Below are 20247 nucleotides of genomic sequence, written 5' to 3'. Positions count from 1 at the left end.
CGGCAGGACCGGGTGCACAAGCGGGGCGGTTAGGCTCGTGGCACCCCGGCGTCCCTGAGAAGCCGCGGCAAGAGGGGCTGTTCTCCTCGCAGCGCGCTCCACGTCCACCGGAGGACTCGGAAGCCGAGGTCGTGGAGGGCCGATTCGCGTTGACGTTCCTCCATCGCCACCTCAGCAGGCGAGCGTTGACCGGAGAGGCCAGGCTGATACTTGATGAGGCCGTCGAACTCGCCGATGATCCCGGCTTCGCGCCAGAAGAAGTCGCAGCGAGCAGTCTCTCCGCTGTTCAGACAAAATCGCACTTGGAGTTCGGGCGCGCGAAACCCGGATTCGATGATGAGGACTCGGGACATGCTTTCGCCGGGCGACTCGCTCTGTGGCCGCGCGAACTCCAGGGCTCTACGGGCGTTCGTGCGCCCTCCGCGCCAGGTTGCTGCCTCGAGTGCGACCATCAGATCCGGGCCGCTGGGGGCCCAGCTGGCTTCATCGACGTAGTGTCTCCGAAGCGCAGCGTCACAGAGAGCCACGGCCTCGCCGATGGGCAAGGAGCCAGCCGCGCGCAGGATGGACTCGCTGGGAGGAGTGATGAGGAGGTCCCCGAACTCCATCGGCGGCGAGAGGGACCGGATGCGCTTCATGCCGAAGGGGAACCGACCCGGTGGTGTGCGGCCCACATGCCCCCGGCCCGTCACGGCGATGTCGATCTCCTGGGGAATGCTGACCAGTGGCAACCCCAAGACCGCTGCGGCTGACCGACTGGTGAGGACGTGGGCTCGTCCTACGGCTGTGGCCGCGGTCAGAAAGCGGTCCGACGGATAGGCCTGGGCCCATTCCTCCGCATCCACATAGCATCCTGGGGCAATGCGCTTCAGCCGTCCGCGGGGGAGGTGATAGCGGTTCACGCTCTTTTCGCCGAAGGTCTCCATAGGCCGAGAATCCCGAATTCAGCAGCCTCGCGTGGCGGTTCGTCGACGTATGTGGACAACTTTCTAGTCACAGCGCGTCTGGCCACAGGGCGCGGTGTCTGGGCCATGGCCGTCAAGTACGGGGCGGCCGCGGGGGTGGCAGGCCGGGCCAGGGGGTAGTGCACCCTCAAATGCTTGTGCACCCTCTGGTGTCAGGATCCGGCCCGAATCCTGACACCAGAGGGTGCACAAGCCAGAGAACCGGGTGCGTAAGCCAGAGAACCGGGTGCACAAGCGGGAGGGGCCGGAATCCAGGTGCGGTCGAGGCGCCCAGTGGGAGAATGAGGGCATGAGCGCCGAGACCCGCAACGCCGAGACCCACGCCCAGCCCAGCAACGCCCAGCCCAGCACCGCCCCCGAGTCCGCCCCCACCGGCATCGCCGTCCCGCACGGCGACGACCCCCGCGAGCCCCGCCTCTTCGCGCTCGACGTGGACGGCACCCTCGTCAACCACCACGGCGACATGTCCCACGGCGTCAGCCAGGCCGGCACGGCGCTCGCGGCAGGCGGGGACCACGTCGTCGTCGCCACGGGGCGGGGGCTGTACGCGGCGCTGCCGATCGCGCAGGAGTTCGGGATCGAGCGCGGCTACATCGTGGCCTCGAACGGCGGCGTGACGGCGCGGCTGGACCCGGAGCTGGACGGCGGCCTCGAGGTGCTGGAGCGCGTGACGTTCCGCCCGGGCAGGGTGATCCTGGCGCTGCGGGAGCAGCTGCCGAGCGCGCACTTCGCCGTCGAGGACGAGCACGGCGAGTACTGGTCCACCCTCGAGTTCCAGGACAGGAGCTTCGGCGTGCAGGCCAAGACCCTGCCCATCGAGCAGCTCGCCGAGAAGACCGCGGTGCGCGTGGTGGTGTTCAGCACGGACGCGTCGGCGGAGGAGTTCGGCCAGGCGGTCGAGTCCATCGGCCTGCACGGCGTCACCTACTCGGTGGGCTGGACGGCGTGGCTGGACATCGCCGCGTCCGGCACCACCAAGGCGAGTGCGCTGGAGAACCTGCGGCGCAAGCTCCAGGTGGAGCCGGAGAACACGGTGTCGATCGGCGACGGCCGCAATGACATCGAGATGCTCGAGTGGGCCGCCCGCGGGGTCGCGATGGGCCAGGCTCCCGAGGAGGTCAAGGCGGCCGCGGACGAGGTCACCGAGGAGGTCGACGACGACGGCGCCGCCCGCATCCTCCGCGAGTACATCCGGTAGGCGCTGCCTGGGGTCATCTCGGGAAGCGGACCCTTGCCTCACTGAGCCGAGCCTGCCCTAGATTGCGGCGATTCCTCCGTCCCCGCATCCTTGAAGGCAGAGGCGCTGAGGTCGCCTTCCTATCTCTCCCGGAGGACGTCCCCATGGCATCCGAGCTCGACCCCCAGAGCCGTCAGTCGGCTTCACGTGAAACGGCGGACGGCCCCGCCCGTGAAACAGCCTGTGAAACGTCGCGTGAAACGCCGCGGAAATCCCAGACGCAGCCCCACGAGGGCGAGGCCCACACCGCCGGACACGGCTCCAGGCTGAACTGGCTGCGGGCGGGCGTGCTCGGCGCCAATGACGGCATCGTCTCCGTGGCCGGCCTGGTCATGGGCGTGGCGGGCGCCACCACCGCCGTCGGGCCGATCTTCGTCTCCGGCATCGCGGGCCTCGTCTCCGGCGCGCTGTCCATGGCCGTGGGCGAATACGTCTCCGTGTCCACGCAGCGCGACTCCGAGCGAGCCCTTCTCGAGAAGGAGCGCTGGGAGCTGGCCGAGATGCCGGAGGAAGAGCTCGACGAGCTGACCGAGCTCTACGTGGAGCGCGGCCTCGAGCCGGACCTCGCCCGCCAGGTGGCCGTCCAGCTCACGGAGAAGGACCCGCTCAAGGCCCACGCGGACGCGGAGCTCGGGATCGACCCGGACGAGCTCACCTCGCCCGTCCAGGCCGCCCTGTCCTCGTTCCTCGCGTTCGCGGTGGGCGCGCTCATTCCGCTGCTCGCCATCCTGCTGCCCGGTCCGGACTGGCGCGTGCCGGTCTGCCTCGGCGCCGTCGGCCTGGCGCTGCTGCTCACCGGCTTCGTCTCGGCCCGCATCGGCCAGGCGCCGACGACGAGGGCCGTGATCCGCAACGTCGTCGGCGGCGCGCTCGCGATGCTCATCACGTACGGGGTCGGCACGCTCATCGGCGGCCACGTGGCGTAGGGGTGGATTTCCCTGTGCCTGGACCTGATGCTGGGTTTATGGGGAAGAAACTGAATGATCTCGACGCTTCGTCAGCTGAATTGCAACGAAGGGCTGAGCTGAAGAGGAAGCTTCAGGCGAGAAATCCTGAAGTGCGGACCGTACTGCGTGTCCGCCATGAGGCGCGGCTGAAGACGATCGAGCACTGGAGAGCTGTTTTCGTCAGTTTTCTCGCGCTTTTACTCGGTGCGTATATCGGGTTTGCTGATCGCTCGGGGGGCTGGCGGAGACTCGGGTTGATGCTCCTATTCATCTTGATGACGCTGTTGAGCCTTGGCAGTGCAATCGTGGCCCAGAAGAGAATCGAGTACTCCGTTCGTGTTCTGGATGTCATCAAGGAGGTGGACGAGGTTCAGCAGCGGACAACCTGACCTGAGCTGGCGGGCCAAGCACCCTTGCGCCTCGGAATTGGCCGCCCTGGGCGGCTTCGCTGGGACGTGAAACTCGAATGTGAGCTCCGCTACGATCGGTCCGAGTCGACACAAAGGAGTCTTGCCATGAAGCGCAGCAAATGGGCAACGGTGCTCATCGTCCCCGCTCTTATTGCTCCCCTCGCAGCCTGTGGAGGGGGAGACGGCGGGTCGGGTTCAGCTCCGCAGGAGAAGAAGGCCGAGCAGCCTGCAGATCTCAAAGGCACGTGGAAGTCCTCAGAGAATGAGGGAAACTACTTCCAGGCCAAGATCGAGTCCAAGACGATGACTGTCTCGATCGTCGACTCCAAGCAGAAGAGCTCCTCTCTCTACTGGGCCGGAACGTATACAGCACCGAGCAAGCCCGGCACTCACACCTGGGTTTCGAAGAATGACACCTCGAAGACCGGCCCTTCCATCCTCGGCTCTCCGGATCCGACCAAGGAATTCACATACAAGGACGGGAAGATCTCCTATTCGATGACCATCGCCGGAACGACCAAGACGGTGGAGCTCACCAAGGAGTAGTCGCCCCGTCTACACCAGGCTCCGCACCCCCGTGTAGACGGCCACCGCGAGCAGGAAGGCCGCGAACCCCAGCCGCAGCGCCTTCTTGGGCACGCGCGCCATGAGCTGGCCGCCCGCGAGCGAGCCCGCCACCGTGGCCAGGAGGAAGGGCAGCACCACGGCCCAGTCGAGGGACACGCCCCCGCCGGCGCGGAACAGCAGCGAGGCAGCGCTGTTGACCGCGATGACGAGGAGCGAGGTCCCCACGGCCTGCCGCATCGTGTAGCCGAGCACCAGGGTGAGCGCGGGGACGATCGCAAAGCCGCCTCCCACCCCGAAGAAGCCGGTGAGGAAGCCGACGCCGGTCGCCGTCGTCGTCGCGCGCGCCAGCGTCCGGCCGTCCATCCCGAGGAACCGGCCGCTCACCGAGGCTCCTGCGCCCTCCGCCCGCCCGCGGAACGCGGTGCGGGCCATGAGGACGGCGACGACGACGAGCAGCGCCGCGAACATCCCCAGCAGCAGCCTCTCGTCCACGCCTGCGGAGAGCCGGGTGCCGAGGAACGAGCCGAGGAGGCCCAGGACGCCGTACAGCGCGCCCTGCCTCCACATCACGTGCCCGCCCCGGTGGTGCGGGATGAGGCCCACGAGCGCCCCGACGCCGACGATGACCAGGGAACTGGCCGTGGCCTCGTGCGCGGTCATGCCGAAGCCGTACGCGAGGACGGGAACCGTGAGGATCGCGCCGCCGCCGCCGAGCCCGCCCATGATGAGCCCCACGAGCAGACCGGCGAGGACGGCGAGCATCACGGGGATCAAGGCCATACCGCCATGCTAGGCGGGGCGGCGTCCGGCATACTGAGAAGCATGTTTGTCGTCACGATCAATCAGCGCGATTCCCGCGAGGTCGGGGATCTCGTGGACGACCTCATCGAGGACCTCGCCGACGTCGAGGCGCTCGTCCCCTTCCAGCGCGGCCGCGGCGACGAGACCCAGGGCGTCCTCACGAGCGCTGACGCCGTGGTCGAGGCGGCCCTCCTCGCGATGCGCCTGCGCCGCTGGCACGTGGGCATCGGGATCGGGCCGGTGGAGCTGCCGGAGGGTGAGGAGCGGATCGACCTGGCCACGTGCGAGGGCCCCGGGCTCGTGGCCTCCCGCCAGGCCGTGAACCGCGCGCAGAAGCCCGGCGAACGGGTGCCGCTCGCCGTGACGGGTCCCGTGACGGCGCTCGCGGACGAGGCCGAGGCCGTGCTCCGCCTGACCGGCATGATCGTGGCCACGCGCACGGAGGCCGAGTGGCGGGTCCTGGACCTGCTCGTGCCCGGCGTGCGCGGGCAGCAGAAGTTCGTGGCCGAGGCCCTGCACATCTCCACCCAGGCCGTCTCCAAGGCCATCCAGCGCTCCCACTGGACCGAGGAGCAGGCCATCCGCCCGGCCGCCGCCCGGCTCCTGTCCCTCGCGGACGGGTCCGGCGGGCCCCGGCTGGGGGAGTAGGGGGACTTCGGGGCTAGTCCGGGCTGGTGCCTCGTCTGCGCCCCTCGCCCTCGCCCCCTCGCCCTCGCCCCTCGTTTGTTGCGAGTTGGAGGAAAAAGGCCGCTCATTCCTCCAACTCGCAACAGATGAGGGCTTTTTGGGCCGGAGGGAGGGGGCGCAGGCCCGAGCCGGCGAAGGCAGGCCTCCTACCGCCCCACCGTCGGCACCTCGAGCTGCCGCATCCAGATCCCGCTCGGCGGCAGCCCGGAGAAGGCCGGGAAGCACCAGTTGCTGCCGTGGTCGCCGAACTGCAGCACGCGCCCCGGGGCCACCTCCACGATCGAGGTGTAGCCGGATGTGGTCCCCGGGGAGAACTGGTCCAGCGCGGTCCACTCGACGGGTGCCGGCCCGGTGGAGCGGGGCAGGTTCCCGGCAGCCGGGCGGAGCAGCGCCGTCCCCGGACGCCCCACGGACATGAGCAGGCCGCGGGAGGTCTGCGCCAGATGCGGGGCGGCCGTCCGGTACTGCACCCCGTTGCCGGCGTCCGTGATCTGGTCGGGGTTGGTCCAGGTGCGGCCGTCGTCGTCGCTCTCGAGGGTGACGATCTCGAGGCCCCTGCCCTGACCTCGGCAGACCGCCGGGTCGATGGGCGCGGAGCGGCGGACCACCGCGAGGAGGCGGCCGTCGGCGAGGCGGGCGAGGCTGGGCTCGTCGAAGCCCTCGGTCTGCGGGCCGGGGCCGGAGTCCCAGCCGAGGGAGGAGTCGCTGGCCACGGTGGAGGCGATCCGCCAGGACGCCCCGCGGTCCTGCGACTCCGCGGTCCACACCTCGTATCGCGGCGAGCCGGGCCGCTTCCCGTAGACCGCCGCGATGAGCCGCTTGCCGTCCCGCGAGGGCACGATGTCCCGGTGGAAGTACGCGCTCGCCATGGCGAACGGCGCGGTGAGGGTGGCGCGATGGCGGGTCCAGGTGGCGCCGAGGTCGGAGCTGGTCCACGTGGTGAGGTGGCGCTCGCGGACGGTGCTGCCCGCGGAGGAGCGCATGTTGACGGAGAGGACGCCGCCGTGGCCGTCCTGGTAGGCGCTGCTCATGGGCACGGAGGCCTTGAGGAGCTGCCAGGTGCGGCCGGCGTCGGTGGAGCGCAGCGTGGCGAACGACTCCGCCGAGGCGAGCGTGTCCCGGTTCCGGTTCACGCCGACGAGGACGGCGCTCGTGCGACCGTCCGTCGCGCGCATGGCGTAGGGGAACTGCAGGTTCGGCGCGGCTTCGGCGGAGGCCGTGCCGAACGCGGCCGTGATGTCCGGACGGCGCAGGACCTCCGTCCACTCCTTGGACCCCGGGCGGGAGAGCGGGGCCGGCGCGGGGCGGAGCGTCCGGGCGGTGCCCGCGGGCTCGCGGACGTCCGTGGCGGGCGTGGGAGTGGTGGTCGGGGCGCTCTGCGAGCTGGAGCTGTTGTCTGTGCCGGGCTTGGAATCGCGGTGCGAGTCCGAGCATCCGGCGGCCAGGAGGGAGAGCACGACGGCGGCCGCGCAGCCCGCCGTCCTGGCGAACGTCGGACGGCGGTCAGGGTGGATCTGGGGTGTCACAGCAAAAGCCTAGGGGCCGGAGGCCGGCCCGGTGGACTGGAATGTGGGATTCCGGCGTCACGAGTGTGCAACGGTTTTCCCGTGTGCGGGAGGTGGCGCCGTCCGTCAGGCCCGAGGGCCCGCGAACTCCGGCCTACGCTGTTTGCATGAGCTCCGACGCCGTTGCCGCCTACTCCGCACGCGCCTCCGAATACGCCGAGCAGCTCGGCCATCGTGACGCCCTCGATGAGCGCGATGTTGAGTTCGTGCTCTCAGCCTTCACGGACGTGGAGGGCCCGATTCTCGACCTCGGCTGCGGCCCCGGTCAGTGGACCGAGCTGCTGAGGGAGATGGGCAAGGACGTGACCGGCATGGAGCCGTCCGAGGCGTTTCTGGAGAGCGCGCGGCGTGTGTATCCCGAGTGCCGGTTCGTGCGGGGCTCCGTGGAGGAACTGCCCGACGACGGCCGGTACAGCGGAATCCTCGCCTGGTTCAGCCTCATCCACCATGAGCCGGAGGCGGCGCGACTGGCGCTGCAGAAGATCGCGGGTGCTCTTCAGCCGGGAGGGCGACTGGTGCTCGGGTTCTTCGACGGCGCGAAGCGCGTGCCGTTCGACCACGCGATTGCCCAGGCTTGGTACTGGCCCGTCGCGGAGGTGTGCCTGGACCTTGAGTCCGCGGGATTCGAGGTGGTGCGGACGGACGCGCGCCATGAGCAGGGGAAGAAGTGGGGAGTGGGGGCGGTGGAGTGCGACAAGAGTTGTCAAAAATCAATCTCCCTTCCATTCCCGCGAAAGAAGGCCAGGAATGCCAGCGTCGCTTTTTCATTCGAGTCCATTTGATCCGGGAGTTGGCCGGCAGACTGAACCACCGCAAAATAAACTCTGCAAACCCACGATAGATCTAAATGGGATGAAATTTGTCCAGATTCCCGGCACTCCATAAGCAGAGAAGTGAGATATTCTTCCAGGATCCGTGAATCTCGCGACTCAAAGGGCGAGCCGCCACGGCCATCGATAGAAACGGCAGAAAACAAGTGCCCATTATCAATCAAGTTGAACGTCAGTCGATATAGCTTCGAAAGGGAGCAAGTCGCGATTCGTTGTGCGTCACGTATGGATTCAATTGCCCGAAAATACTCATATTCTCTCAGTGAAGTAACGAGTCCATCGAGACCCCCAAAATATCGATAAATTGTTGCGCGTGAGACGCCAGCCGCCGATGCGACATTAGTTAGCGAAGCATGGGGCATCGAGCTGAATACCGTTTTCGCGGCGTTGAGGATGAGCGCTCGAGTGTACTGAGCGTCGCAGCGGAGTGAACGAGAGGGCGACGCGGAGACATTTGTTCGCACGATATTCATAATAGCCCATCCTGAACTGCAAGGATGAACCTGAGGCAGCGGCGGGCAAGCCAACCTGTCGGGCGCGCCAGGGGTGCCTTGCCGAGCCTCGACTCGAGGAGGGCTGAACCTGTGCAGGGCTGTTAGTCGCCTCACGAAGTTGCAGGGACGGGCACAGTGGGTCACCCCGTCTATGCAAAGCGACCCACACGTACTATCATGCGAGCATGAGCAATGAACCAGTCACCGAAATTCCGGATGAACTCAGTGATCACCAAGACGTGGCGCTACGCATTATCAAAGAGTACCAGGAGCGTCGAATTGGTTTCTATGAGAAACTGCGTCTTAAAGAGCTGTTGGAAAAGGATATCGCGATGTTCGCGGCCCGAGGATGCACTACTGCCTTGGAGTATCTGACTGAAGCATTCCATGCGAAGGAGTCTTCATCCGAGGAAACTGTCATGGGAACGCACTGGCAGCGAATCCTCTCAGCTATTTCAGCGGACACCCTTGATACGGGTGATTTGACCACTCAGAGGGACGGGGCTCTGTGGGTTCTCGAGCTCAAGAGTCAGACAAATACGACAAATTCAAGCAGCTTCGTTCAGGAGCTGCGTGGGTTGCGTACCCGGATGGAAGAGCTTAAGGGTCGCCGGCGGGCGTCGGGCCAGGCGGTGAAGGCTGCAATGTGTATCGTGCGCGATGGCAAGGTTGGTAAGGACGAGACTCGAGTATACAAATCCCCTGATCTTCAGAGGGAGAACCGTGACTTGGACGGATTCGAGTATAGGTACATCACGGGTGCAAAGTTTTGGCAGTGGCTCGCCGGATTCAACTCTTCAATTGGTCTATTGATGCCACTTTCCAATGTCGATGGCTCTAGAGTTCAAGCAGCCAGGGAGAAATCCCTGGCACGCCTGTCTAACGAATTGACGGATCAGCTGTCGAGTCACGATCTTGGCGGAAGTCTGGATGATTTGGTAGTCCTTAGGGATCGTATTCTCTGATCCTCCTCGTTCAATTCGGGGTTCCAGGTGTGCGGGTTGCTGGAACCTCCGGAAAATGTTCAATTTCCAAATTGAGTCACCAGACTTCTTGACAACTGATCCTATTTTCTTGTGTCCAAATTTATCCCGGATATTTCCAAGATCTGGAGCTGGTGAGGCGATATCGAGAATAGGGGAAGCTGTCCCATTTTGAGGATTCGAAATCGTTGCCCGTCATGTCATTGATTAGTGTTCTGCCGATAGCTTCCGCGAGCTTGACCGGTACAGCGTTACCGATCTGGCGGTACTTTTCACGCGTAGATCCCGCGATCCACCAAGTCTCCGGGAATCCCTGAACGGCCTTGTATTCTTGGGCGCTCAGGGGGCGAAGCTCGCGAGGGTGACACAAGTCCGTAGCAGGCATAATCGGACTGGTGACGAGCGTCGGTGATGGTCGGTTTCCTGCGATTCTGCGGTAGAAGCCGGTTCTTCCTCCGGTTAGCCCGTACGCTTTCCCCATTGCCGCGGCTTGAACGTCGCTTGGGAGTGATGTCCAGTATTGGCCTTCCTTCAGCATGCGAAAGTACTGAAGTCGTCTTTCAGGAAACTGTAGATGATCGTGCTCAGTTCCCTCCAGATGAGCGGTTGCTTCATCAAAAGTGACCCAAGGCTTAAGGCCCCACTTTTCCTCATCACTATGCGTCGGGGTTAGGAAGGGGGCGGCCGCACCCTCACGCTTCGCAATTATAATGACTCTTTCTCGAATCTGTGCCGCCCCGAAGTTTGCGGAATTGTACAGATTGAATGAGGTCGAATAGTTCATCTGATCTAGCTCGTCCAGAACCTTCTTAAGGGCGCCCCCCTTGATGGGCTTGCCCCCAGGTGCGAGTGGGAATGGTGTTGACAATAGACCTCTGACGTTTTCGATAACGAGGTATCGCGGCCGTAGCTCCTTCGCAATCTTCAGGAACTGAAGGAAAATGTTCCCGCGGGCATCATCAAAAGCGCGGCGGGCTCCGGCGGTGCTAAATGCCTGGCATGGCGGCCCACCATGCATGATGTCGACCTCTTCGTCGTCATCCAGTCTCGCATATTCACGTATCTTTTTTCCGTCGAATTTTGATATATCACCGATGAGTGCGGCATTTGGTCGATTCTTTGCGAGGGTCATGCGGCACTCTTTATTCATCTCGCAATAGAGGATTGACTCAATTCCCGCGTTTTCCAGTCCGACATCCAAGCCGCCCGCGCCACTGAAGAATGAAATCGCTTTCAACTTGGGGTTGAATGACTCTTTGCGGTAGTGATCCTGGGGGTTTTGGATAAGATTGTCTCTGTTGAGGAGTTCGAATAAATCTGATTTTCGAAATACTTTTCGTGCCCCGACTTGCTCAAAGCGAAGGCGTCCTTGGTTTGAGAGTCTTGTTACTACTCCCACGGAAACGCCAAGGATCTTTGCGGCTTCGGTTGCGGTCAACAGGTCAGTGGTCGTCACGATGACTAGTATAGCACTGGTCTTGAGTCTGAGAGAAGTATTGCGAATTGCAGTCCCTGGTCGGTCGACTAGGTGGTCTCCGTGTGTGAGCTAGAAGAAGGGGATGGGCTGTTCGGCTGATGGCTCCGCATCGGGCCTTGCGCGAGAAAGCCCCTCCCACCCGTTGAGAGGTGGGAGAGGCGCTTCTTGCTTTGGGTCGGTAAGTTCAGTTGCTCAACAGTTACCTGCTTCTTCGCCTAGACGTCGCGGCCCTGCGGCTCGTCCTCCTCGGATGGCTGCGGCTGGCTCTTGAAGCGCTCGATGGACCGCTCGAGCTCGGCCTCGGCCTCGGCACGGCCCTGCCAGCCCTCGATCTTGACCCACTTGCCCGGCTCGAGGTCCTTGTAGCGCTCGAAGAAGTGCTCGGTCTCCTTCTTGAACCACTCGTCGAGGTCCTCGAGCTCCTTGATGTGGTCAAAGCGCTTGTCCGCCGGGACGCAGACGAGCTTGGCGTCTCCGCCGCCGTCGTCGGTCATGTTGAGCACGGCGATGGGGCGGGACTCCACGAGCACGCCCGGGTGCAGCTCGACGCCCGGCAGGTACACGAGAGCGTCCAGCGGATCCCCGTCCTCGCCGAGGGTGTCCTCGAAGTACCCGTAGTTCGCCGGGTACTGCATGGAGGTGAAGAGGACGCGGTCGAGGCGCAGGCGGTGCGTCTCGTGGTCGATCTCGTACTTGACCCGCGATCCCGCCGGGATCTCGATCGTGACGTCGTGGCTCATGGAAAAGCTCCTCGAATCGGGTGTGGCCCTCTGAAACCGCGGCAGCCGGAGAATTGGGCCAGAACTGGCTGCCGCCCAATAGAATCAAGCCTATAGCTTCCGTTGCCGTCCTGAAGGGTTGCTGTGCGCGCCAGAGTCCTGCCGGTGGCAGTCATCGCCGCCCTCGTGGGCGTCCCCGCTGGGTGGGGCCTCGCCCAGCTGACCTCCCCTCCGCAAGACCCGCCCGCGGCCTCCAGCGAGTCCCGCGCCTGGGCCGCGCCGTCCGCGCGGCCGGCGGGGGAGGGGAAGGCGGCTGCGTCGTCGTCGCCCTCTGCCGCCAGCGCCCCCGCGAGCCCCTCGGCGAAGTCCGCTGCGGCGCTGACCAAGGCCGTGGCGGACGCCCCGCGGGTGGCGGGCCAGCCGATCCGCGCCGCGGTGATCGACGCCGGCTCCGGAGACCCCATCGCCCAGAATCAGGGGGACAAGCCGCTGCCGCCGGCGTCCTCGCTCAAGGTGCTCACGGGCGCCGCGATCCTGAGCACCCTGGACGCGGACGCCACGCTGGGCACCTCGGTCACGGCGGGGGAGAAGCCGGGGCAGGTGAACCTCGTGGGCTCGGGGGACGCGCTTCTCGGCTCCGGCGCGAGCGACCCGTCCGCCGTCCGCGGCCGCGCCGGCCTCGGAACCCTCGCCGAGAAGACGGCCGCGGCCATGGCCCCCGACGCGGCCTCCGGCGCCAAGGTCCCCGCGCGCGTCACGGTCACGCTGGACGACTCCCTCTTCCCCGAGGCCCTCAACCCCGCCTGGCCGCAGGGCGACCTCGACACCGGCCAGATGACCCGACTTGCCCCGCTCGCCGTCAACTCGGCGTTCACGGACGAGTCCGCCACCGAGGGCCCGCGCGTCTCCGATCCGGGGATGACGGCGGCGGACTCCTTCGCGCGGTCCCTTGAGAAGCGGCTGAGCGAGCGCGCCGGGCACCCGGTCAGCGTGGCCGCCGTGCGCGGGAAGGGCTCGGGCTCGGGCGGCCGGACGCTCGCCTCGGTGCAGTCCGCGACCATCGCCGAGCAGACCGAGCAGGGCCTCCTCGACTCCGACAACTACGTCCTCGAGACCCTCGCCCGCCTCGCGGCCGCGAAGTCCGGCCACCCGGCCACGTCCAAGGGCGTGCAGGACTTCCTCGCGCAGAAGCTCCCGGACATCACCCGGTACCCCGGCGACGTCCGCGCCGTCGACGCCAGCGGCCTCTCCATCCGCAACCACGTCACGCCGCGCGCCCTCGCCTCCGCCGTGCGCACCCTCATGACCAGCTCCAACCCGCACCTCCGCGCCGAGGCCGAGCAGTTCCCCGTCTCCGGCCTCAACGGCACACTCGCCTCGCGCTTCCAGGCCCCGGGCGCGCAGGGCGCCCGCGGCTACATCCACGCCAAGACCGGAACCCTCAACGCCACCGCGGTCCTCACGGGCTATACGACGACGGCGGACGGCCGGCTCGTCGCCTTCGCGCTCGCGTACACCGGGGTCGAGGGGGCGCTGCCGGACGCGAAGGCGGCCCTGGACCAGGTCGCGGCCCGGATTGTGGCGGCGGGGGCGTGAGCGGGGCGGCTCTGGAACGGTTCTCGGGGCGGCTCACGGGTGTGCAGCCGGTCTGGGCCGCGTGCGCACCCGCTCCCGCAGCCGCTTCCGCCCCCGCTCAGCCTTAAGCACCCTCTGGTGTCAGGATTCGGCCTGAAAACTGACACGAGAGGGTGCGTAAGCCGGCGAACCGGGTGCGTAAGCCGGGGAGCCGGGTGCGTAAGCCGCGGAGCCGGGGCATCAGGCCGAGGCACTGGCTGGGAAAGCCGGGGGCCGGGGCTCCCTGCTCGGCCTGTGCCTGTTGTGAGGCCCTCCCGCTCGCTTGTGCACCCGGATCGTTCGGATTTCGGCCCTGAAACCGAACGAACCGGGTGCAGAAGACCGACTGAGGCTGAAGGCGTTCCTGTTCCACCCCGCTGCACATCCGCCCAGCCCGTACACCCGCCGGGCCTTGTGCTCCCGCCCAGCCTGGGGTGCTGCCAGCCCTGTCCTCCCGCCCAGCCCGGTGCTCCCCAGCCTTGTGCACCCTCTGGTGTCAGGATTCGGCCTGAAAACTGACACCAGAGGGTGCACAAGCAGAAGAAGCGGGTGCATAAGCAGGGGAAGCGGGTGCGCAAGCCTGCGGGACAGGCTCCGTGAGCCCGGGAGGCGGGGAGAAGCAGGAGAGGCGGGCCGCCCGAGACCAGGCCGGGGATAGATGCGGCTTGTACACCCGGTTCGTTCGGATTCCGGCCCTGAAACCGAACGAACCGGGTGCACAAGCCTGGCCCGGATCGCGCCGGCCCGGATCGCGGTGGCGCAGCGGCGGGCCGGCGGGGCCCGAGGGCGGCTGAGGCTGGCAGCGCTCCTCTTGACCGCGCTCCCAGGGGCCGCGCCCATACTGGGGGCATGACTGAGTCCAACTCGTCCCCATCCACCTCGGCCACGGGTGGCCCCGCTGCAGAGGGCACGCCCACCGAGCAGACTCGCACCAGCACCAGCACCAGCACCAGCACCAGCACCAGCACCAGCACCAGCACCAGCACGAAGACTGCCGCATCCCTCGCCCGCCTTCCCCTGCGCGTCTCGGGCGCAGTGTCCCGGGCGCTCGCCGGCTCGGGTCCGCGCGTCTCCCTGGAGGAGGCGCATGACGTGGTCCGGCAGCTGCGCGTCCTGGCCCGCGTCTCCGCGGACGAGGTCCACGCCATCACGGGCCTCGAGGCCGCCCAGCGCCTCACAAGCCAGGTCCGCGTGGTGGACCGCAAAGCGTGGCTGACGGCCGCCGTCGACTCCTTCAGCCGCCTGACCGGCCCCACTCTGGAGCGGGCGCTCGCGAAGTCCTCCCCGGCGGCGAGCGCCGTCGGCGGCACGGCGTCCGGCGTCCAGATGGGCGCGGTCCTGGCGCTCATCTCCACGCGGATCCTCGGCCAGTTCGACGCGTTCGCTCCTGAGAACCCAGACGGCGTGCTCATGCTCGTGGCGCCGAACATCGCGCAGATCGCCCGCGAGCTCAACGTGGACCAGCACGATTTCAGCCTCTGGGTCTGCCTCCACGAGCAGACCCACCGCGTCCAGTTCGCCGCCGCGCCGTGGCTCCGCGATCACATGGAATCCAAGATCCGCGAGCTGACGGACCTCGTCACCTCCGAGGCGGAGGACCTCAGCGAGGAGTTCACGCAGCTCGTCGCCGCCGTCCAGCGCGCCCGCCGCAATCGCCGCGCCGGCGTCCCGGTCAGCGAGATGTTCCTCTCCGACGAGGCCCGCGCCCTCATGTCCGAGCTGACCGGCGTCATGAGCCTCCTCGAAGGCCACGCGAACCTGGTCATGGACGCCGTGGACTCCTCCCTCATCCCGAGCGTCAAGACGATCCGCCGCCGGTTCACCCGCCGGGCGGAGGAGCGCTCGCGGATCGAGAAGGCGGTGTTCCGGTTCATCGGCATGGAGAAGAAGGCGGCCCAGTACCGCGACGGCCAGAAGTTCTGCGCCGCCGTCCTCGAGGCGCGCGGCATGGAGGCGCTCAACCGCGTGTTCGAGCGCGCCGAGCACCTCCCCTCCGAGCACGAGATCCACCACCCCGAGGCCTGGATCCACCGCGTCCTCGACGGCGGCTCGCCCAGCACCGCCCCCGCCTCGGCCGGCCGCCGGGGCGCCCGGGGCAGCGGCTCGAACGGCGACATCCCCGGCATCGCGCCCGAGTCCGCGCCCGACTCCGCCCGCTGACCGTGTCCCGCCCCGACCCCGTCTTCCTCCGCGCCCTCTCCTGCGTCCACCGCGTCCTCGCGGAGCTGCGCAGGGGGCAGGGCGCGGGGCTGTGCCCGGACCTGGGCGCGGAGCCCGGCGCGGCAGAGACACGGCAGGACGCGCGAGGCGGGCGGCCCCGGGACGCGGCCGAGCCTCCCCGCGTCCTCGCGGCCGTGAGCGGGGGAGCCGACTCGCTCGCGCTGGCGTCCGCCCTCGCCTTCGCGCAGCGCAAGGGCGCGGTCCGGGCCCGCGCGGGCATCGTGGACCACGGCCTCCAGCCCGGCTCCGCGGAGGCGGCGGAGCGAGCGCGCGCGTCCTGCGAGCGGCTCGGCCTCCCGGCCTCCGTGCTCCGCGTTCGCGTCCCCTCCGACGACGACGGCGGTGCCCGCCCGGGCCTCGAAGCCGCCGCCCGCACGGCCCGGTACACGGCGCTCGCGGAGCTGGCGGGCACGGATCCCGTCCTCACGGCGCACACGCTGAGCGACCAGTCGGAGCAGGTGCTGCTCGGCCTGGCCCGCGGCTCGGGGACGCGCTCGCTCGCGGGCATCCCGCGGTGGGGAGCGTGGGGCGCGGTGCGGATCGCGCGCCCGTTCCTGGACCCGGAGGACGGCCTCTGGAGGGAGGACACCGAGCGGCTCTGCGAGGCCCAGGAGCTGCCGTTCTGGCAGGACCCGAGCAATCTGGTCCCGGACCGCCCCCGTACGGCCGTGAGGATCGAGGCCCTCCCGGCGCTCGAGCTGGCCTTCCCGGGCGTCCGGAAGAACCTGGCCCGCACGGCGGCGCTCGCGGCGGAGGACGCAGACTTCCTGGACCGCGCCGCTGAGGAGGCGGCGGAGAGGGCTCTGATCGAGGGGGAGTCGGGCGGCCCCGGCGTCGTCGTCCTCAGCGTGCCGGCGCTGCGGGAGATGCACCCCGCGATGAGGAGCCGCGTGCTCCTGGCCGCCGCACGCCGGGCGGCGGGACCGGACGCCCCCGAGGCGATCACCCGGGAGAGGGTGGCCGCCGCGGCCCGGCTGGCGCTGCCGCGGGAGGAGGGCGGCACGGACTCGGCGGGGCCCGTCCAGCTGCCCGGAGTCCGGGTCTGGAGGAAGCGAATCCCGGACCTGAGTGGCAAGATGGGTCTAGCCGTGGTCTTCGAGCGGGCCTAGCCGCCGGAGGCCGTTGAGACCGAGGCCGCGCCCCGAGCGTCCTCGGCCCCGCCGAAAGCCCCACCGAACCGAGACGCAGGAGCCACTGTGGAAGCCAGCCACGTTGAGTCCGACCTGAAGAACATCCTCTACACGAAGGAGCAGATTCAGGAGCGGGTGGCAGAACTCGCGGCCCAGATCGAGGAGGACTACAAGGACAGGGACGTCCTCGTGGTCGGCGTCCTCAAGGGCGCGGTCATGATCATGGCGGACCTCGTCCGCGCCATGAACAAGCACGTGACCATGGACTGGATGGCGGTCTCCTCGTACGGCTCGGGCACCAAGTCCTCCGGCGTGGTCCGGATCCTCAAGGACCTGGACACGGACTTGATGGGCAAGCACGTGCTCATCGTGGAGGACATCATCGACTCGGGGCTGACGCTCTCCTGGCTCAAGACCAACCTCGAGTCCCGCGGGCCGGCCTCGGTGGAGATCTGCACGCTGCTCCGCAAGCCGGACGCGGCCAAGGTGGAGATCGACGTGAAGTACGTGGGCTACGAGATCCCCACGGAGTTCGTGGTGGGGTACGGCCTGGACTTCGACGAGAAGTACCGGAACCTCGACTTCATCGGCACGCTCGCCCCGCACGTCTACTCCTGACCGGAGACCGGGACGGCAGCCCCGGCCGCGGTCCCGATTTTCGCCGAGAGGCGAGCCGCACCCGTATCCCAGATTCCTGGCAGATACGGGTGCTTGACTAGGCAGTCAACGCCAGAACGTCCAGCGAAGCAGGAGGACCAGGACCCCTCGCGGGGGCCTGACATGCATGAAAAAGCAGCTACGCGACTACGTCAACACCCCGTTCCCGTGGATCATCGGGGCGCTGGTGCTGCTCGCGCTCGCCTTCCCCTTCATCAACTCCTCGGGGACGCAGAGCGTGGACACGAACGTCGGCATGAGCCTTCTCAAGGACAAGAAGGTGGACCAGGCGGCGATCGTGGACCAGGACCACCGGGTCGACCTCACGCTGAAGGACAGCTACAAGGAGGGCGGCAACGACAAGGGCAAGAAGGTCTCCTTCTACTACAGCGACTTCCGCGGCCCTGACGTCATCAAGGCGGTGAACTCGGCCGGCGTGAAGTCCTACACGGACAAGCCGCCGCGGAACGGGTTCTTCTCCACGCTGATCGGCTACCTCATCCCGGTGGTGCTGTTCGGCCTGCTCTTCTACTTCTTCCTCATCCGCCCCCAGCGCGGCCAGAACTCGCCCTTCTCCTTCGGCAAGTCCCGCGCCAAGAAGTTCACGGCCGAGATGCCGCAGGTCAAGTTCCCGGACGTGGCCGGCGCGGACGAGGCCGTGGAAGAGGTCGCGGAGATCAAGGACTTCCTCCAGAACCCCAAGCGCTACGAGCACTTCGGCGCCCGCATTCCGCGCGGCGTGCTGCTCTACGGCCCTCCCGGCACGGGCAAGACGCTCCTGGCCCGCGCCGTGGCCGGCGAGGCCGAGGTGCCGTTCTACTCCATCTCCGGCTCGGACTTCGTGGAGATGTTCGTGGGCGTGGGCGCCTCCCGTGTCCGCGACCTCTTCGAGACGGCCAAGAAGGACGCGGCCGCCATCATCTTCATCGACGAGATCGACGCGGTGGGGCGCTCCCGCGGTGTGGGCATCGGCGGCGGCAACGACGAGCGCGAGCAGACGCTCAACCAGCTCCTCGTGGAGATGGACGGCTTCTCGGGGGACTCGAACGTCATCCTCATCGCGGCAACCAACCGCCCGGACGTCCTGGACCCGGCGCTGCTGCGCCCGGGCCGCTTCGACCGGCAGATCCGCGTGGACGCCCCGAGCCTCGAGGGCCGCACGGCCATCCTGAAGGTGCACGCCAAGGACAAGCCGCTGGCCCCCGGCGTGGACCTGGTCTCCGTGGCCAAGAAGACCCCGGGCTTCACCGGCGCGGACCTTGCGAACGTGCTCAACGAGGCCGCGCTCATGGCGGCCCGCGAGAACCTCCCGGCCATCACGGACCCGGTCCTGGACGAGTCGATCGACCGCGTCATGGCCGGTCCGCAGAAGAAGTCCACGGTCATGCGGGAGCTCGAGCGCAAGATCACGGCGTACCACGAGGGCGGCCACGCGCTCGTGGCGGCCTCGCTCAACAACACCGCGCCGGTCACCAAAATCACCATCCTGCCGCGCGGCCGCGCGCTCGGCTACACGATGGTGGTGCCGGACGACAACAAGAACTCGATGACCCGCAACGAGCTCCTCGACCAGCTCGCGTACGCCATGGGCGGCCGCGTGGCGGAGGAGATCGTGTTCCGGGATCCGACGACGGGCGCGAGCAACGACATCCAGAAGGCCACCCAGACGGCCCGCAGCATGGTGACGCAGTACGGCATGAGCTCGCTCGTGGGCATGGTGCAGCTCGGCGGCGAGAGCTCCGACCCGTTCCTCGCCCAGCAGGGCGGCGGCCAGCGGGACTACTCGGACCACGTGGCGCAGCAGATCGACGACGAGGTCCGCCGCCTCATCGACACCGCCCACGCCGAGGCCTACGAGATCCTCATGCGCAACCGCGCGGTGCTGGACGAGCTGTCCCTGGCGCTCCTCGAGCGGGAGACCCTCAACGCGCGCGAGCTCGAGCCGATCTTCGCCAAGCTCGTCAAGCAGCCCGAGCGCGAGCTCTGGCTGACCAACGAGACCCGCTCGCCGAGCCCGGTCCCGCCCGTGGTCACCGCCAAGGAGCGCGCCGAGGCCGAGGCCGCCGGCCGTCCGGACCCGAGCAGCGTGGCCCCGCAGGACCAGATCGCAGGCGCCCACCTGCCCCGCGAGTTCGACCAGGGCGACGGCGACCTCCCCAACCCGACCCACGACCCGGGGGACCAGCACCTGCCGGGCGACGAGGGCGGCATCCCGGGCGACGGCGGCCAGGGAGGCCACGGCGGACCCTCGGGCCCGGTTCAGGGCGGCCCGGTCCAGGGCGGTCCCGGCCAGGGAGGCTATCCGCAGTGACCGTGGACCTTCCCCGGATCGAGTCCGCCGTCCGGGAGATCCTCGCCGCGATCGGCGAGGACCCGGACCGGGACGGCCTCCAGGAGACGCCCGCTCGGGTGGCCCGCGCGTACGAGGAGATGTTCAAGGGCCTGCACCAGCAGCCCTCGGACATCCTCTCGACGACGTTCGACCTGGACCACGAGGAGCTCGTCCTCGTCAAGGACATCCCGTTCTACTCGACCTGCGAGCACCACCTCGTCCCGTTCCACGGCTCCGCCGCCGTCGCCTACCTGCCCGGCGCCGCCGGGAAGGTGACGGGGCTCAGCAAGCTGGCGCGCGTCGTCGACATGTTCGCCCGGCGCCCCCAGGTGCAGGAGCGCCTCACCGCGCAGGTGGCGGACGCCCTCATGGAGAACCTGGACGCGCGCGGGGCTATGGTGGTGATCGAGTGCGAGCACATGTGCATGTCCATGCGAGGCATCCAGAAGCCCGGCGCCAAGACGGTCACCTCGGCCGTGCGCGGGCAGATGAGACAGCCGACCACCCGTGCGGAGGTGCTCTCGCTCATCAACGCCTCCTGACCGCCCACCGCTGACCCTGAGCACGCCGCCGTGCGCCCCCGGCACGCCGATCCCCGCCGTCCCCGCCCGC

19 protein-coding genes are annotated in these 20247 nt (G+C 67.7%); 13 read left to right on the top strand and 6 right to left on the bottom strand.

The genetic code is table 11. The features are described 5' to 3' along the window. Positions 1-29: 29 nt before the first annotated feature. Positions 30-926, bottom strand: a complete 897-nt coding sequence (locus tag H9I38_RS09075) for an endonuclease domain-containing protein (protein ID WP_226338496.1) — start codon at positions 924-926, stop codon at positions 30-32. A gap of 328 nt (positions 927-1254) precedes the next feature. On the opposite strand from H9I38_RS09075, the gene H9I38_RS09070 reads away from it, so the two are divergent. The 4 genes from H9I38_RS09070 (at position 1255) to H9I38_RS09055 (ending at position 4105) form a co-directional block, all read left to right on the top strand. Next, positions 1255-2163, top strand: coding sequence for an HAD family hydrolase (locus tag H9I38_RS09070; protein ID WP_226338495.1), 909 nt, complete (start codon positions 1255-1257; stop codon positions 2161-2163). 143 nt (positions 2164-2306) lie between these two features. Further along, positions 2307-3128, top strand: coding sequence for a VIT family protein (locus H9I38_RS09065; protein ID WP_226338494.1), 822 nt, complete (start codon positions 2307-2309; stop codon positions 3126-3128). Between the two features lie 38 nt (positions 3129-3166). Beyond that, on the top strand, positions 3167-3538 hold the full coding sequence (locus H9I38_RS09060; protein ID WP_226338493.1) for a hypothetical protein: 372 nt from the start codon (positions 3167-3169) through the stop codon (positions 3536-3538). Positions 3539-3664: 126 nt separating this feature from the next. Further along, entirely contained in the window at positions 3665-4105 is a 441-nt protein-coding gene (locus H9I38_RS09055) for a hypothetical protein (RefSeq protein WP_226338492.1), read from the top strand. Positions 4106-4114: 9 nt separating this feature from the next. On the opposite strand, the gene H9I38_RS09050 is transcribed toward H9I38_RS09055, so the two are convergent. Next, on the bottom strand, positions 4115-4906 hold the full coding sequence (locus tag H9I38_RS09050; RefSeq protein WP_226338491.1) for a sulfite exporter TauE/SafE family protein: 792 nt from the start codon (positions 4904-4906) through the stop codon (positions 4115-4117). A 42-nt stretch (positions 4907-4948) separates the two neighbouring features. On the opposite strand from H9I38_RS09050, the gene H9I38_RS09045 reads away from it, so the two are divergent. After that, complete coding sequence (locus H9I38_RS09045; protein ID WP_226338490.1) at positions 4949-5575, top strand: hypothetical protein; 627 nt, start codon at positions 4949-4951, stop codon at positions 5573-5575. 185 nt (positions 5576-5760) lie between these two features. On the opposite strand, the gene H9I38_RS10995 is transcribed toward H9I38_RS09045, so the two are convergent. Next, entirely contained in the window at positions 5761-7140 is a 1380-nt protein-coding gene (locus H9I38_RS10995; RefSeq protein WP_226338489.1) for a sialidase family protein, read from the bottom strand. 146 nt (positions 7141-7286) lie between these two features. On the opposite strand from H9I38_RS10995, the gene H9I38_RS09035 reads away from it, so the two are divergent. Then, positions 7287-7961, top strand: a complete 675-nt coding sequence (locus H9I38_RS09035; RefSeq protein ID WP_226338488.1) for a class I SAM-dependent methyltransferase — start codon at positions 7287-7289, stop codon at positions 7959-7961. Here the strand turns inward: H9I38_RS09035 and H9I38_RS11075 are convergent. Then, a complete protein-coding gene (locus H9I38_RS11075) occupies positions 7883-8482 on the bottom strand; it encodes a TetR/AcrR family transcriptional regulator (RefSeq protein ID WP_226338487.1) in 600 nt (199 codons plus the stop codon). The two genes, H9I38_RS09035 and H9I38_RS11075, sit on opposite strands and share 79 nt — an antisense overlap. A 206-nt stretch (positions 8483-8688) precedes the next feature. Between H9I38_RS11075 and H9I38_RS09025 the strand changes: the two genes are divergently transcribed. Then, positions 8689-9468 (top strand): PmeII family type II restriction endonuclease, encoded by a 780-nt coding sequence (locus tag H9I38_RS09025; RefSeq protein WP_226338486.1) that lies wholly within the window; start codon positions 8689-8691, stop codon positions 9466-9468. A gap of 121 nt (positions 9469-9589) precedes the next feature. Here the strand turns inward: H9I38_RS09025 and H9I38_RS09020 are convergent, their stop codons facing one another. Continuing rightward, the gene (locus H9I38_RS09020; RefSeq protein WP_226338485.1) at positions 9590-10942 is read right to left on the bottom strand and encodes a DNA cytosine methyltransferase; all 1353 of its coding nucleotides are present in this window, start codon (positions 10940-10942) and stop codon (positions 9590-9592) included. 236 nt (positions 10943-11178) lie between these two features. Then, entirely contained in the window at positions 11179-11703 is a 525-nt protein-coding gene (locus tag H9I38_RS09015) for an inorganic diphosphatase (RefSeq protein WP_226338484.1), read from the bottom strand. Between the two features lie 144 nt (positions 11704-11847). Here H9I38_RS09015 and H9I38_RS09010 point away from each other — a divergent pair, with 144 nt between their 5' ends. The 6 genes from H9I38_RS09010 to folE all read left to right on the top strand — a co-directional run bounded on the left by H9I38_RS09010 (position 11848) and on the right by folE (position 20177). Further along, complete coding sequence (locus H9I38_RS09010; RefSeq protein WP_226338483.1) at positions 11848-13278, top strand: D-alanyl-D-alanine carboxypeptidase; 1431 nt, start codon at positions 11848-11850, stop codon at positions 13276-13278. An 867-nt stretch (positions 13279-14145) separates the two neighbouring features. After that, positions 14146-15456 carry a zinc-dependent metalloprotease gene (locus tag H9I38_RS09005; protein ID WP_226338482.1) on the top strand — a complete coding sequence of 437 codons (1311 nt, stop codon included), beginning with the start codon at positions 14146-14148 and terminating at the stop codon, positions 15454-15456. A gap of 2 nt (positions 15457-15458) precedes the next feature. Continuing rightward, positions 15459-16625, top strand: a complete 1167-nt coding sequence (gene tilS, locus H9I38_RS09000; RefSeq protein WP_226338481.1) for a tRNA lysidine(34) synthetase TilS — start codon at positions 15459-15461, stop codon at positions 16623-16625. 87 nt (positions 16626-16712) lie between these two features. Next, positions 16713-17264: a hypoxanthine phosphoribosyltransferase gene (gene hpt, locus H9I38_RS08995; protein WP_226338480.1), complete on the top strand. Its 552-nt coding sequence runs from the start codon at positions 16713-16715 to the stop codon at positions 17262-17264. Between the two features lie 166 nt (positions 17265-17430). Continuing rightward, entirely contained in the window at positions 17431-19614 is a 2184-nt protein-coding gene (gene ftsH / locus H9I38_RS08990) for an ATP-dependent zinc metalloprotease FtsH (RefSeq protein WP_226338479.1), read from the top strand. Next, the gene (gene folE / locus H9I38_RS08985) at positions 19611-20177 is read left to right on the top strand and encodes a GTP cyclohydrolase I FolE (protein ID WP_226338478.1); all 567 of its coding nucleotides are present in this window, start codon (positions 19611-19613) and stop codon (positions 20175-20177) included. The genes ftsH and folE overlap by 4 nt, the downstream gene beginning before the upstream one ends. Positions 20178-20247 lie beyond the last annotated feature (70 nt).

Origin of the sequence: Arthrobacter sp. UM1 (assembly GCF_020483305.1) — a bacterium.
Lineage (GTDB): Bacteria > Actinomycetota > Actinomycetes > Actinomycetales > Micrococcaceae > Falsarthrobacter.
This window is presented reverse-complemented; position numbering and strand designations above follow the sequence as displayed.

Excerpts from the sequence above, each read along its gene's own strand:
- H9I38_RS09035 (WP_226338488.1), top strand. The coding sequence starts at position 7,287 with ATGAGCTCCGACGCCGTTGCCGCCTACTCCGCACGCGCCTCCGAATAC.
- H9I38_RS09065 (WP_226338494.1), top strand. The coding sequence starts at position 2,307 with ATGGCATCCGAGCTCGACCCCCAGAGCCGTCAGTCGGCTTCACGTGAA.
- H9I38_RS09060 (WP_226338493.1), top strand. The coding sequence starts at position 3,167 with ATGGGGAAGAAACTGAATGATCTCGACGCTTCGTCAGCTGAATTGCAA.
- H9I38_RS09045 (WP_226338490.1), top strand. The coding sequence starts at position 4,949 with ATGTTTGTCGTCACGATCAATCAGCGCGATTCCCGCGAGGTCGGGGAT.
- H9I38_RS09050 (WP_226338491.1), bottom strand. The coding sequence starts at position 4,906 with ATGGCCTTGATCCCCGTGATGCTCGCCGTCCTCGCCGGTCTGCTCGTG.
- H9I38_RS09055 (WP_226338492.1), top strand. The coding sequence starts at position 3,665 with ATGAAGCGCAGCAAATGGGCAACGGTGCTCATCGTCCCCGCTCTTATT.
- H9I38_RS09005 (WP_226338482.1), top strand. The coding sequence starts at position 14,146 with ATGACTGAGTCCAACTCGTCCCCATCCACCTCGGCCACGGGTGGCCCC.
- H9I38_RS09025 (WP_226338486.1), top strand. The coding sequence starts at position 8,689 with ATGAGCAATGAACCAGTCACCGAAATTCCGGATGAACTCAGTGATCAC.
- H9I38_RS09015 (WP_226338484.1), bottom strand. The coding sequence starts at position 11,703 with ATGAGCCACGACGTCACGATCGAGATCCCGGCGGGATCGCGGGTCAAG.
- H9I38_RS11075 (WP_226338487.1), bottom strand. The coding sequence starts at position 8,482 with ATGAATATCGTGCGAACAAATGTCTCCGCGTCGCCCTCTCGTTCACTC.
- H9I38_RS09070 (WP_226338495.1), top strand. The coding sequence starts at position 1,255 with ATGAGCGCCGAGACCCGCAACGCCGAGACCCACGCCCAGCCCAGCAAC.
- ftsH (WP_226338479.1), top strand. The coding sequence starts at position 17,431 with ATGAAAAAGCAGCTACGCGACTACGTCAACACCCCGTTCCCGTGGATC.
- H9I38_RS09075 (WP_226338496.1), bottom strand. The coding sequence starts at position 926 with ATGGAGACCTTCGGCGAAAAGAGCGTGAACCGCTATCACCTCCCCCGC.